This is a genomic window from Marinomonas primoryensis, from assembly GCF_013372285.1.
Taxonomy (GTDB): Bacteria; Pseudomonadota; Gammaproteobacteria; order Pseudomonadales; family Marinomonadaceae; genus Marinomonas; species Marinomonas primoryensis.
The window spans coordinates 3,013,934-3,027,574 of sequence record NZ_CP054301.1; the positions used below are offsets into that span (position 1 = coordinate 3,013,934).

The 13,641-nt window shown below is 42.1% G+C and carries 14 protein-coding genes; 4 read left to right on the plus strand and 10 right to left on the minus strand.

Annotation, left to right across the window (positions count from 1 at the left end):
• Window positions 1-13: 13 nt before the first annotated feature.
• Window positions 14-283, minus strand: a complete 270-nt coding sequence (locus MP3633_RS13960) for a DeoR family transcriptional regulator (RefSeq protein ID WP_176335995.1) — start codon at window positions 281-283, stop codon at window positions 14-16.
• On the minus strand, window positions 246-1,436 hold the full coding sequence (locus MP3633_RS13965; protein ID WP_176335996.1) for an MFS transporter: 1,191 nt from the start codon (window positions 1,434-1,436) through the stop codon (window positions 246-248). Before MP3633_RS13965 ends, MP3633_RS13960 begins: the two co-directional genes overlap by 38 nt.
• Before the next feature lie 105 nt (window positions 1,437-1,541).
• Between MP3633_RS13965 and MP3633_RS13970 the strand changes: the two genes are divergently transcribed.
• Window positions 1,542-2,519: an AraC family transcriptional regulator gene (locus MP3633_RS13970; protein WP_176335997.1), complete on the plus strand. Its 978-nt coding sequence runs from the start codon at window positions 1,542-1,544 to the stop codon at window positions 2,517-2,519.
• 464 nt (window positions 2,520-2,983) lie between these two features.
• Here the strand turns inward: MP3633_RS13970 and MP3633_RS13975 are convergent, their stop codons facing one another.
• Both MP3633_RS13975 and nudK read right to left on the minus strand, forming a co-directional pair.
• Window positions 2,984-3,388: a DUF1801 domain-containing protein gene (locus MP3633_RS13975; RefSeq protein ID WP_112137143.1), complete on the minus strand. Its 405-nt coding sequence runs from the start codon at window positions 3,386-3,388 to the stop codon at window positions 2,984-2,986.
• Window positions 3,388-3,969 (minus strand): GDP-mannose pyrophosphatase NudK, encoded by a 582-nt coding sequence (nudK, locus tag MP3633_RS13980; protein ID WP_176335998.1) that lies wholly within the window; start codon window positions 3,967-3,969, stop codon window positions 3,388-3,390. Before nudK ends, MP3633_RS13975 begins: the two co-directional genes overlap by 1 nt.
• Before the next feature lie 272 nt (window positions 3,970-4,241).
• Here nudK and MP3633_RS13985 point away from each other — a divergent pair, with 272 nt between their 5' ends.
• Window positions 4,242-5,456, plus strand: a complete 1,215-nt coding sequence (locus tag MP3633_RS13985) for a phosphoribosyltransferase family protein (protein ID WP_112137139.1) — start codon at window positions 4,242-4,244, stop codon at window positions 5,454-5,456.
• 96 nt (window positions 5,457-5,552) lie between these two features.
• On the opposite strand, the gene MP3633_RS13990 is transcribed toward MP3633_RS13985, so the two are convergent.
• The 4 genes from MP3633_RS13990 to MP3633_RS14005 form a co-directional block, all read right to left on the minus strand.
• On the minus strand, window positions 5,553-6,137 hold the full coding sequence (locus MP3633_RS13990) for a hypothetical protein (RefSeq protein WP_176335999.1): 585 nt from the start codon (window positions 6,135-6,137) through the stop codon (window positions 5,553-5,555).
• Between the two features lie 203 nt (window positions 6,138-6,340).
• Window positions 6,341-6,604: a DksA/TraR family C4-type zinc finger protein gene (locus MP3633_RS13995; RefSeq protein WP_176336000.1), complete on the minus strand. Its 264-nt coding sequence runs from the start codon at window positions 6,602-6,604 to the stop codon at window positions 6,341-6,343.
• Between the two features lie 38 nt (window positions 6,605-6,642).
• Complete coding sequence (locus tag MP3633_RS14000; protein ID WP_112137133.1) at window positions 6,643-6,963, minus strand: DUF2834 domain-containing protein; 321 nt, start codon at window positions 6,961-6,963, stop codon at window positions 6,643-6,645.
• A gap of 38 nt (window positions 6,964-7,001) precedes the next feature.
• Window positions 7,002-7,694 carry an aspartate/glutamate racemase family protein gene (locus MP3633_RS14005; RefSeq protein ID WP_176336001.1) on the minus strand — a complete coding sequence of 231 codons (693 nt, stop codon included), beginning with the start codon at window positions 7,692-7,694 and terminating at the stop codon, window positions 7,002-7,004.
• A 259-nt stretch (window positions 7,695-7,953) separates the two neighbouring features.
• On the opposite strand from MP3633_RS14005, the gene MP3633_RS14010 reads away from it, so the two are divergent.
• Both MP3633_RS14010 and MP3633_RS14015 read left to right on the plus strand, forming a co-directional pair.
• Window positions 7,954-8,538, plus strand: coding sequence for a HupE/UreJ family protein (locus MP3633_RS14010; protein WP_176336002.1), 585 nt, complete (start codon window positions 7,954-7,956; stop codon window positions 8,536-8,538).
• Window positions 8,539-8,755: 217 nt separating this feature from the next.
• Window positions 8,756-10,957: a putative bifunctional diguanylate cyclase/phosphodiesterase gene (locus MP3633_RS14015; RefSeq protein ID WP_176336003.1), complete on the plus strand. Its 2,202-nt coding sequence runs from the start codon at window positions 8,756-8,758 to the stop codon at window positions 10,955-10,957.
• 133 nt (window positions 10,958-11,090) lie between these two features.
• On the opposite strand, the gene MP3633_RS14020 is transcribed toward MP3633_RS14015, so the two are convergent.
• Both MP3633_RS14020 and thpD read right to left on the minus strand, forming a co-directional pair.
• Window positions 11,091-12,533: an aspartate kinase gene (locus tag MP3633_RS14020; RefSeq protein ID WP_176336004.1), complete on the minus strand. Its 1,443-nt coding sequence runs from the start codon at window positions 12,531-12,533 to the stop codon at window positions 11,091-11,093.
• A 106-nt stretch (window positions 12,534-12,639) separates the two neighbouring features.
• The gene (gene thpD, locus MP3633_RS14025) at window positions 12,640-13,632 is read right to left on the minus strand and encodes an ectoine hydroxylase (protein ID WP_176336005.1); all 993 of its coding nucleotides are present in this window, start codon (window positions 13,630-13,632) and stop codon (window positions 12,640-12,642) included.
• Window positions 13,633-13,641: the final 9 nt, after the last annotated feature.

Here is a 13,641-nt window from a genome sequence, read left to right on the forward strand (position 1 = left end):
TAAAAAATAGCTACTACTTATCATCTACCTCCGAACCCTCTTCTAATACAATTGCCCCGCCTTTAACGCGTTTTAACATCCTTAGTTTTTCTAAATTAATTACATCTTTTCGAATGGTGTCATACGAAACATGAAGTCGATGGCTGAGTTCCCTCGATGACACTTGTTCGTTTAACTCAAGCAACAGCAATATTTTTTGTCGACGCTGAGTCATCTTCACTTCTTTGCTCATCAATGCGCTTAACTTAAACGCTATTGGACGAACGATTAATCGAAGACGCATTGACACGACACTCCCTTAACCGCTCAGTGGTCACAAAAATAATGCCGCTAAGCAACAGCAGGATAATGGGGAATGAAGCAAAGGAAAACGTTTTTGCCGTCATACCAAGTATGGGCGGTATAATGGTCATTCCCATATAAGCGGTTGCCATGGATAATCCAATAATGGTTTGTGATGCAGCCAACCCAAAACGCTTAGGTATCATATGAATCGTATTCGGGTAAATAGGGGCGCAACCTAGCCCAATAAGCATCAACCCCGCTTTTGCCCATAATCCTGACAAAGGAAGCACAAGCATCACACAGCCGAATATCATAATCACCACACCACAGCGGACGAGAGTTTCTTCTGCGATTTTTTCCGCAATAAAGCCACAAAAAAAACGCCCTATCGTAATACCGAGATAATACATCGCTACCCAAAAGGCAGCGTCTACTGGAAAAACATTTTTCTCCATAGTCAGATAGCTCGCTGCCCATAGTCCGGCACCCGTCTCTACTGAGTTGTAACAAAAAAACATAACCAATTGCAGTGACACGCCCTTTATTTTTAACGCCGAAACATTACTCACAAACGGAGTGACTTCTTTATCATTCCCCAAAGGCTTAACCAACACTTTTTTCCATAGTGGCAGCGTCAAAAAAAGCACAATAACAAGTAAGAATTGAAGGCTGGCAATCGCAACGTACCCATCACGCCACCCTTCGTTCAGGATTAAGTAATTCGCCATGAGAAGCGGGCCAGCGGTTGCTCCTACACCCCAAAATGAATGCAGGTAGTTCATGTGCTTCGACTTATAATGCACTGCGACAAAATTATTTAGTGCCGCATCAACCGCCCCCGCTCCAATTCCTAATGGAACCGCTAATAACATAAGGGCAACAGGCACATGAGACATACTGAACCCAAGTAGCGCTCCAGCCGTTAGTAATACACTAAAAGCAACGACTTTTCCGATGCCTAAATGGTGGATCATTTTAGTGGCTAAAAGACTCGAAATAACGGTTCCAGCACTGATTATAAGTGAAACAACTCCCGCAAACTCAAGCGAGGCGTTTATATCACGCCCCATCACAGGCCAAGACGCTCCTAAAACCGCATCGGGCAACCCTAAGCTAATAAACGCTAAGTAGATGATAAACAGTAACAACATAAAAACCTGTGTCCCAAAAAAGTATTTTTAAAACAATACTGTCTTTAACTTTATTCTTATAGGCATATACTCTCTTAAACTATAACAATCCTACCAAAATCAAATATGCAAATTTATAAATTAGAAACAGAAAAAAATGGCAGGGAACTTACCGCTCACGGTAATGATGACTTCCCTTGTGCTATTTATGATGAGTGCTTTTCAGAGTTCTTTGGTGGGGAGGTCCCTTGGCACTGGCATGACGAAATTGAAATTGTGCTGGTAACGGAAGGGGCGACGAAAGTCGAATGCATTAACACTAGCGAGATTGTTCAAGCGGGAGAAATGATCTTTATAAACGCAGGGATTCTACATAAACTCACGAACGCCAGCGTGGGGGAATGCCGAATACTCAATGTATTGTTTAAACCACAAATGCTTGGGGGAGTGAATCACGGGCTCATTTATAAAAAAAATATTTTGCCAGTCATCACCAACAAAGAGCTTCAGGCCTACAAATTTTCTGATACTGATAAAACGTGGCATTCACTTGCCATTAAAGAACTATCCGATGCCTTTGACGTCTGGAAAACACAAAGCGCTGACCGCGAGTTTTACATAAACATCGCTTTAATGAAGTTTTGGCACCTTTTCTGCTCTCATCAGCTAAACACAGCGTCAGATCAAAACACATCAAAGAGCAATGAAAAGCGCGCACATTCTTTGCTCGACTATATCCACAAGCACTATGAAGAACGCATTTCCATTGCCGATATCAGTAATGCAGCAAACATCAGCGAGAGCGAGTGCTATCGTATGTTCCGTAACACCCTAGGCTGTTCTCCAAACAGCTATTTGTTGAATTACCGACTACGAAAATCAGTCCAACTACTAACCGAAAGCAATAAACGAATCTCAGATATAGCCTATGAAAGTGGATTCAACTGCTCGGCCTATTTTGCCAAAAAATTTAAACTCGCTTTTGATATAACGCCTATGCAGTTTCGGAAAAGATACAGCATCACGTTAGGCCATCCCTTAGCCAACCATCTGTCTACAATACAAACTAAGCCAGATAGCTTTCCAAATAATATACAGCCATAAGCCCTTCTCGTTGATGAGGCTCTACCTGCGGCATTAAACTTCCCAAGATCCCTAGAAAAACCCAATCTCACAAGGGTCGATCCAGCCATCATAAGCCAAGCAATGTGTAAGTTGGCGCTGACAAGAATAAGCAATAGCGATCGAGCCAGACAAAGTCAGCAGAGTAACAGTGACCTCGCCTAATAACACAGAACTAGAACCTGTAACTTTGGCTACCATTGAAGGCATTAAAGACAGGTAGAACCCACCTAACCCCCACATTGAGATATTTAACGGACTGAGAACAATCAGCATCACTCGCGTGAAAAAAATTTCTACGTTTCCTGATAGAGGCGGTAAAGAAGTATAGGAACACTGGAGACGCCCATAAATGTAGCTAAGATAGCGCCTTAAAGACAAAAAATGTTGCAGTGTTGGGGAAATGCAGTGTCCATTACCGCGCCTATTCAATTAGACAATAAACGTTATGCCCCTAATAAAGGGAGGTGTTTATTTTTCTGGTATGTCATTGCTATTTCAATGCAATGCCGTAGGCAATTAAGCGGGGCGTCTTGATTCAGTCTCAACACAATCGCACGGTTTCCTTCGAATTCAAACTGATCGGAATACAGTTCTCGAAAGGTATCGACTAATTTACTTTTACAGTTAAAGTAAAAGCAATATTGGTCTGGCGCCTTAGGCTTCCAATCAATTCTTATTGGACTGCCACCTTTAACATAATAACTCGGCTCCCCCCATTTTAGCGATTCTTCAACCGCACCAAGTTGATTGTCTTGAGCTACGGATAAAATCAATTCCCGCATCCCTAACATGATGGTTTTCACTTCATCAGGATAATCATCGAACTTGCCTTCTACGTTAGTCAACATTAGAGCAAACCTTTTAATTTAACGTATTGCAGCAGCATAATGGTTTTCCCATCTTTAATCTCTCCAGAATCCATCATGGAACAAGCAAGCTGAAAATCTAATTCAAGTACCTCAATATTTTCTTGTTCATGTTCAAGACCACCACCATCAGACACCTTCATGTGGTCAGAGTACTGAGCAACGAAAAAATACAGCATTTCTGTCACTGAACCGGGTGACATGTAAGCTTCAAAGACTTTTGTGACGCTCTCAACATGAAAACCCGTTTCTTCATGCGTCTCTCGTTTAATACACTCTTCTGGGTTGTCTTGATCCAATAAGCCCGCACAAGATTCGATCAGCATCCCATCATGATTGCCATTTACGTAAGTGGGCAATCTGAATTGTCGTGTTAGGACTACGGTCTTTTTTTCAGTGTTGTAGAGTAAAATCGTTGCACCATTGCCTCTATCGTACGCTTCACGCTCTTGATATTGCCACTGTCCATTTTTGTCTTTCAACTCAAACGAAAACTTATTTAAGGTATACCAACTATCGGATAACAACGTTTTTTCCATATTACGAATGTCCGTCGTACTCATACTTCCTTCCCCTAGAATTTAGACATATTGATCCAGCTGATGGAACTCAAAATATAGCAGGATAGCGCTCTCCCTATCTATGCATTCCACTAAAGGGTTTTCAGAATTAATAGAATGACATCAAGGTTTCACTTGAATTCATGCTCAGGAGCAATCTTATGTGACACCTAATCGACATAAAAATACCATTTATCCTCAATAAGCCCTATCGAAACAAGTCCACAAGTATTAAAATCTGCGCAAATCCCCTACCCCTTCGTTAAGGATATTTAATGACTTTGTCGACCAGTCAGTCAACCAATGTCGTAGTTGTTAGTAACTCTTCTGATAATCCATTTGCTATCGATGTCGCTTACGCAATGGGTCAATACGATGACATCGCTGATTTGATCAGTATGAAGCAATTCATGAATTCCGAATTTTGCCCTCGGTTCATTTCTGATGAGGCAGATTTTGCTAATATCGGCCGCAAGCTTAAAGGTAAGTCTGTCATTATTGTCAGTACTGGCAGCCATGTAAAAAGCCGCCAAGAACTTGCAATGTCGAATTTCATCATTGCTCGAGCAGCCAAAGAAAACGGCGCGGCTCGCGTGATATTGGTGGAACCAGATTTATTCTACAGTGCGCAAGATCGTGGCCCGCACATTAGCTTAGGCGAAACCAATTTTGAGCGTGATATAAAGGACGTTAAGAAATTTGACGGCCAGCCTTTCACCGCAAAACTGTACGCACAAATGCTTAAGTTATCTGGTGTCGACACCGTGATGACGATCCACAATCATTCTGATTCTGTACAAAAAATATTTACCGAAGTCTTCGAAGGCGATTTCCACAACCTAATCCCGTATGAAATCTACGCTCACTATTTGCTGAATTCAGATATTTTGCATTACGGCGAAGACGGCGAAGGACTTGTGCTGTGTGCTCCTGACAAGGGCGCGCGCGATTTCGTAAAGGAAATGTACAAAACACTTGGCCTGAAAAAAGCTAAGTTCATCATGCTCGACAAAGAGCGCACTGATGAGCGCAAGGTTGAAATCACTCTGCACAAAGAAAGTGAGCATACATTCGACGGCTTAGACGGCGCCAGTATTGTGTTATTCGACGACATGGTCCGCACGGGTTCTACCGTGGTTAAATCTTGTCAATTTTTAAAGCAGATCAACCCTCAACGCATGGTATTTGCCGTATCGCATTTTTATGCCAGCGATGAAGGCCGTGAACGTATGGCGCACCCTGCACTGGGCGAAATTCTAACGTTGAATACGCTGCCAACAATATTAAACCGTGATGAACAAGGTCGTTTGCGTAAGAAAATGGTGGTACTAAAAGTAGAAAAATGGCTCGCTCAAGAGCTTTGCAATATACTCGACTTACCCCAAAATCACGAAGCCAATCCTTATAAAATCGATATGTCATCGAAAAATCCTCGCTTCAAACGCAAAATATGGTTCAGTGAAGAGTTACACGAACTGCAACCTAAATAACAAAAAAACCGCCCAATATCAGAATATTGGGCGGTTTTTTTATTCTAATCGCGCCGTCATTTCAATCACTCAATCTTCCATTGCCCCGCCTAATTATTACGCACGAAACGATAACAAAAGAATGTCTTTGATTTTTCGATCAATTTCTACGTCCGCTGTTTCGAAATCTGCTCTTTCAATCTTGTACAAGAAAGGCTGCACACCACGTAGTTTCTTGATCGCTTGTGGATCTTCCGCTAACAAAACCGCGACATATGAAAACGCATCATAAAAAGGGAACGCTTGCTCTTTCAATGCGTTCAAATAAGAGTCGACAGTCTCTTCGCCAAACACTTGTTTGATCGCCGTAATAGCACCAAACACCGCGGCGCCTTCACAAAGTGCGGATGTTTTAGTATCTGGCGTGCCGATAGGAAACAAGCCTCGTACCATTTCCTGAATCACATCCGCCAGTAACATCACATCATTCGTAAAGACTCTGACCGGCATCTGAATTGTGTAGCGGTACGGCTCGCCTACGTAAGCAAAGACCATGCTTGGCTTAGTGATATCATCACGCACTTCAAAACCATCAAACTTAGCCTCTGCAACGGCTTCGCCAAAAAGAAACTCAACCGCCGGCAACCAAGCCGCGCGAAGTTTCTCTAATTTATTAACCTCTGTTGAGTAAGTGTCTGCCACAACCTCATCCTTAATATATTCTGAAAGAAACAGAGCGCTAGACTTGCCGTCATAAGCACTCTTTTAAATAGGCGAAACTTTACCATATTGGAGAAGATCAAGCAGGAAAAATTCGATGGAAAAGACGTCAAAGGTAGGTAATGCTACCCTACGTAGATTAATACAAAAGAGAAAAAACAAAGCAGTTAATCATGTAAAAAGGGTTATCGTAGCTGACTGTCTTTGCTTCCCGCTCGATTGTACAAGGCCGTTCGACCTTTCTTTTCCGCCTCGGACTGGCACTGAATACACAAACGCACGCCAGTAATGGCCTTGCGCCTAGGTTCAGGAATTACGCCGTCACATTCTTCGCAGTGAGTCAGGCTTTCGCCTTTCGGCATGCTGTTTTTCGCACGTTCCACTTCAGAATCAACAGTCGCGTCTATTTGATCTTGTACTGCACCATCTTGCGCCCAACCACTGGCCATAACATGAGCCCTCTTAAACTGTACTCAAAAATAGCGAATTAAATACTTTTTACACAGCGCTGCTTTTCGCGCAAGTAAAGGTACAAAGGCAACCCACACGATACGCCGACACTCAATGTTCCGGCTATCGCAACAAATCGCCACTTCACTTGATTTTTTTCTCCGTCGTGTACAATAAAACCCAATAACGCAACCGCTGCTATAATCACATCCAGCCATGCAAAAATACTAATAGGATTCGCAATGGCTTCAATAAAAAACTGCGTAATGTCTACGCCATTTTGAAGAAGCCAAGGAATAAAAGCCGCGTATGGCACAATCGTACCAATAATTGCCAAACCTAAATAAAACATTAACATTCTCATACCTCCATGTTTTCAAAAGTGATGCCTACAATTCAAGATAACGCCAATTTAACACCATGCTGTGCATGGATGTCTGTCGTGTCGTATAAAGGAATTTTTGTGTCGTTTTGCTTTACGAGCAAAGCAATTTCTGTGCACCCTAAGATAACCGCTTGAACGCCTTGCCCATAAAGCTTCTCTATAATATTTAAGTAACTCGCCTTCGATTGCGGAAGTATTATCCCTTGGCAAAGTTCATTATAAATAATGTCGTGCACAATAGTTTGATCACCTTTGTTTGGCACGATAACCTCTATGCCAAATTTTTCTACCAGCCGACCTTTATAAAAATCTTGTTCCATTGTAAATCGAGTCCCGAGCAATCCCACTTTAGTAATACCATCTAGAGTCAAGTTTTGAGCGGTAGCATCGGCAATATGCAAGATCGGAATATCGATGTTTGCCTCAATGTCTGGGGCGACTTTGTGCATGGTGTTGGTACAAATCATTAAAAAATCAGCGCCTGCCTGTTCTAAAGATTTTGCTGCGTTGGATAGAATGGTCGCTGTTTCGGCCCACTTACCCTGATGCTGTAGCTTTTCAATTTCATCAAAGTCGACGCTGTACAAAAATATCTTCGCAGAATGTAAGCCGCCAAGCTCCGCTTTTACGCCTTCATTGAGAGATTTGTAATAACTGGCCGTTGATTCCCAGCTCATCCCACCTAACATTCCAATCGTCTTCATCTTATTCATCCCAACATTGCCATTCAAGATAATATAACAAAGCAAAGTGAAGGTGGGGAGATACAAACAGTCGAAATAATAAGCGTTTTTGTATTGATATCTTTCCTCTTAAGCAAAAAACGTGCGCACTTGGCAATATCATTCAATTTATCCTTACGGTGAGTATGCTAGAATTCACGAATCCAGCCGCAAGAGCGGTGGTTTAAGGAAGATCTTTTAAAAAGATATCTTCAATCATTTTCCTTTAGGAGACGACACCATGCGTTTACATACGCTTAAAATGGGATTAGTGGCATTGTTTGCTACAATACCTGCTCTTGCATTAGCTCACCCTGGACACGAACACACCACCAGTTTTATGTCTGGTTTTATGCACCCTATGGGTGGTTTGGATCATTTATTGGCTATGCTGGCGATTGGTCTTTGGGCGGCAAGTCTTGGCGGCCGTGCTTTGTGGGCTATTCCTACGGCATTCGTTGGCACTATGCTGGTGGGTGGTGGTTTAGCCGTTGCTGGCGTACAAGTGCCTTTTATTGAACAAGGCATTGTCTTGTCGGTGATTCTAATGGGCGCTTTGTTAGTCGGCGCAGCACGTTTCCCTGTTGCGATTTGCGCAGGTATTGCCGGATTATTTGCTGTTTTTCACGGCGCTGCTCATGGCTTAGAAATGCCATTAAATGCGAACGGTGCAGAATACGCACTTGGCTTTGCTGCTGCGACTGCATTATTGCATCTTGTTGGAATCGGTTTTGGTGCGGTCATTGCTCGCTTCCAAGCGCCTATTATAACTCGCGTTACGGGTAGTCTAATTGCCATTGCAGGATTGTTTCTAGCTCTAATATAAACTTAACCTAATTGCGAAGCGTTTTTTCTGAACAACGCTTCGCAGCTCTCTTTTTTCTTCAGAAAAGCACTTTGCTAAAAATCAGATACTCTTAGCCATAGCATTACCCTACATCGCTGACACTTTGCACATTAAATTACAAAAAATGAAATACCAATAAATCATTTATGAGTATTATTTGATGTATTCATTGATCAACCTAATTAAGGACAATTGATTGAAAGAAGCAAAGCTAAAGCAACCCTCTGCCATTATCATTTCCTGTATTGCTTTTTGCATTATTGCTTTATTCGGCACCTATTGGACACAATCGACGAATGATTCAATTATTGATCAGCAGAAGTCTTTTTTGCATGGCCTATCTCGCACACAAGCGTCTATTCTAGAACGCCGTCTTTCATCTGCTTTCACTTCGGCTCAGATCTTAGCGTTTGAAGTAGAGCATAATAATGGCGATAACGAGTGGTTTGAGGAATACGCTAATACCCTAATTCAATCCATTGGCGGTATTGAAAACCTTCAACTTGCACCAGATGGCATCATCGAAAAAATTTATCCTCTAGAAGGAAATGCATCCGCTATTGGGTTAGATGTCGTCTCAATGCCTCGGCTCAGAGAAGAAGCCATGCTGGCCATTAAGGATAAAAGGCTTTTTGCACTTGGTCCTGTGCCTCTTGTACAAGGTGGTGTGGCGGTTATTAGTCGTGCACCAATATTTTTATACCGAGGTACACAACGGGAGATTTTTTGGGGATTGGCTTCTGCCGTTATTTATTTAGATAACCTATTAGAAGCAACACAATTAAAGCAGCTCGAAAATGAAGGCTACCAATACAGTCTTTCAAGAAAATACGCAGGCACGAATGAAGAAATAATATTGTCTTCTTCTTTTACCCCTCTGAATGATATTCAGGCATCGACCGACCTTATTCTTCCCGTTGGAACTTGGACGCTCAGTATCAGCAAAACACTGGATGCGCAATTAACAGCACGTAGTATAACGGGATATGTAATTAGCCTCCTTGTGGCATTTTTACTTTCCATTGCTTTGTACGCGATTTTAATTCAGCCGCTTAGACTAAGAAAATTAGTAAAAGAAAAAACCACAGAACTTCAGCAACTCGCTTATCAAGATCCATTAACTGGGCTGCCAAACCGTCGATATTTACAAGATAGACTACCCATGATTCTGTATAGCAATCAAAAACGCATTTCGGCTTTTATTTACTTTGACTTGGATAACTTTAAACGCATTAACGACACAATAGGCCATGATGTGGGCGATAAGGTACTTGCTCTTGTTGCAGACAGACTAAACAAGCTAAAAGGCAGATCCGACTTAGTGGTACGTTTGGGTGGTGATGAATTTGGTATTTTGATTGGAGACATTAACGATCAGAAAGAAGCTGAAACGCACGCAAACAAAATATTAGAAAGTATTCGCGCACCATTAAAGATGGACACAAAAGACTACATACTCAGTACATCTTTAGGTATTGCAATGATTCCAGAACATGGTTACGACCTAGTAACCATTATGCAAAATGCAGATATGGCGTTGTACCAGGCTAAGTCAAAAGGAAAAAATCAATTCTCTTTTTACACTGAAAAAATGAAGATAAGTACACATAATTTGATCCAAGTGGAAGACGATTTATCTCAAGCATTACAAGAAAACGAATTTGAATTATATTTCCAACCGCAATTTGATCTAAAGACAAATCAAGTATTCGGCGCCGAAGCACTCATTCGTTGGAATCACCCACAAAAAGGCCTTATTTTCCCTAATGACTTTATCCCTCTTGCAGAAAATACAGGACAAGTTGTCGCATTAGGTTATTGGGTTTTAGAAAACAGTATCAAATATTTGGCAAAACGAAAGCAGGAAGGAAGGCCTAATATTTTACTGCATATCAATCTTGCCTCGAAACAACTCTGTGACCCTCACTTTGTCACTTTGGTTCAAGAGCTGCTGATACGATATCAAGTTCCAGCCACATCGATTGCCTTTGAAATCACAGAGACGTCAATTCTTGAAGACATTCATCTGGCGAGAGACCTGCTGCAAAAGCTAAAAGATATGGGGATTGGCATTGCCATTGATGACTTTGGTACAGGTTATTCTTCGCTTGCTCAACTAAAAAACCTCCCCGTTGATTTGCTAAAAATCGACCGCAGCTTTGTTACGGATTTGGAAAAAGACCCAGACGATCGAAAAATCGTCGAAGCCATTATTGCTATGGCACACAAGTTGAATATTAAAGTACTGGCAGAAGGCATTGAAACAAGAGCACAGTGGAAGATGTTAGCCGCTTTTCAATGTGATTTTGGCCAAGGCTTTTATGTGAGTAAAGCCGTCACTGAAGACGAGTTCAATCAAGGATTGCCGATTGTTCATCGGGATGATGCCCAACTCTAATAGATATTTTTTGGAGCTTATCCGTTGAATGAGAACAAAACTTTCAACGGAAATTAACAAAGAAATTAAACAAAAAGACCCCAAGCGTAATCACACTTGGGGTCTTTTTATATCAATGTGCTCGCTTACAATATTAAGATGCTAAACAAATTGCACGACCATGGTTGTGCACTTCCACAAGCTCTTTATGTAAACTACAAATGGTTTTTTCGTAGTCTTCTTCATCAACCACAAACTGCATGTCCACTTGGCGCATAGATTGGTGCATTGCTAAGACATTCACATTCTGTTCCGCGATGGCTTTAACCGCTTTCGCAAGCATACCGGTGGTTTTCATATCACTACCAATCGCAGACACAATGGCCACTTTACGTTGCGTAATTTCAGCATCCGAAAAGCGCTCGTGCAATGCTCGCATAACACGCTTCAAGGTTTTCAGATTGATCGCTAAATAATGCGTAATGGTATTGGCGTTAATGTCTTTGGCAATAATATGAGCATGAAACTGATTCAATACCTTTAAGATCGCCACATCAAATTTATCGATGTCGCCCGCCATATCTTGGTCAAATAATTCAACGGCAAACACACCCCGACAACCCGCAATGATCTCGACACACGGCGCGTCACTTACGTAATCGCCAGTGATTAGCGTACCAGTATGATCTGGCTCAAAAGTGTTTTTTACACGCAATGATATGCCGCTTTGACGTAGACCTTTAGCTGCTTTTGGGTGAATCGCTTCCATCCCAAGGTTAGCAAGTTGATCCGCTACATCGTAGTTAGTTCGACCGATTGGCACGGCGTTGCTTTCCCCTACTAAACGAGGATCGGCACTGCTCAAGTGAAACTCTTTATGGATGACCGCTTCATAAGCTTCAGTGAGTACCGCGATTCGACTGAAGGTCATTTCGCTGTAGCCTCGATCGAATGTCGACATCAAACCTGTTTCGCTGTGTGCATAACCGGTTGCAATCGGCAGCTCTTTGCTTAGGTCGACCTCTTTGAAAGCGTCAATAATCCGTTCATCAAGTGACATATGGCTTGGACTATTCCAACCAGTCAAATCAACGTATACGGCGTTTACACCGTCTCGTTGTAAAAGGTGAGCGGTATTCCATGCACTGTGTGCTTCGCCGATACTGGCAAGCATTTCTCGTACTGTAGCGAGATGTTCGCTAATCGAAAAATGACCATGCTGGCAAAGGCGATGCAAATCTTCTAAACATTCTTGAGCTTCTTGCAAACGGCTATTTAAGAAAGCATCCGCTTTATGACGCAGTTCACCTTCTTCAAACAAAGAGTGGTTAATGTCTAGCATGGCACTGCGCACGTCTTGCAACGCAGGGAACCAGTTATTCTGCTTACGTTCTTGAGCGAATAAAGCAAATACACCAGCATCGCCAGTTTTCTTATGCTCTAACAGCTTGTCTGTCATGCCTGAATAAGCAGAAACAACAAAAACACGCTGATACATGTTGTTCTCTTGAGTAGGCTTAAAAATAATATTATCTCGAACCGAACGATAGTCACTCATGGACGTTCCGCCGATTTTTTCAACTGTATGTTGTCCCATTATTTATCCACTTTGTTAAGGGGCCGAAGGTTGTATGCCGGCCAAAATAAAAAACTGCCGCTATATTGTCACAAGCCTGCGGGGAATTTAAGCATTAATCGCTTTTTTAAAGTGCTCTTATCAACTCACGAGAGGCGATAAACTCTGGTCTTGGCGCGGTATTTCCAAATGGCAAATCCACACGATTCGATAAGGCGTTGTAAACAAAAAATAAGTTTGATCGAGGTGCTGGTGTAATGTTGCCATTTGAAGCATGCAGTACATTACAGTCAAATAGAATCACTCGCCCTGGCTGACCAATCGCGGCCTCAATTCCGGAAGACGCTATAAGCGCTTCTAGCGATGTGTCATCTGGCACGCCAACATTTTGTTTTTTAAGCGAAGATAGATAGTTTTTATCTGGCGTTTCACCAACACAAGAAACATAAGTATGGTGAGAACCTGGAATCAACAACAAAGGACCGTTGTTATGGTCATTTGGTGTCAGGGTAATAGACATGCTCAAGGCTCTCATTCGTGGCATACCATCTTCTACATGCCATGTTTCAAAGTCTGAATGCCAATAAAACTCTTTACCTCGAAACCCCGGTTTGTAATTCAAACGCGTCTGATGAAGATATACTCGATCACCTAGCAGATATTCTGCGATTTTAACCAATCTAGGATCTTCTGCCACACCTTGAATAAATGCATCCAATTTATGCACATCAAAGACAGAACGAATATCACCACTACTGGCTTCAGTAATACTTTCTTCTCTTTGCTTGATCTCGTCACTATCACGCAAACTCTGCATATGATGTTGCATAGCGAGCACTTCATCGTCATCAAAAAGATGGTCGAGAAATAGAAAACCATTTTCTTCGTAATGATCTAAAAGCGCTTCATCGAGAGGCGCTTTTTGTCGGTCGTGCGAGTAAATAATGGGATCTTGGCGGTCAATATGTGTAGGCGAAAGATAGACCCTAGATGGGTAATGATCTTGCCTTTTATCCCCACTGACACTAGGTCCACTTTCCTTTTGATTAGAAAGTTTTCGATTAATAAGCGTCTCATCATGAAGATGCTCATTCACTAGAGCTGATGCCAACGGTGACATTATCGCGCC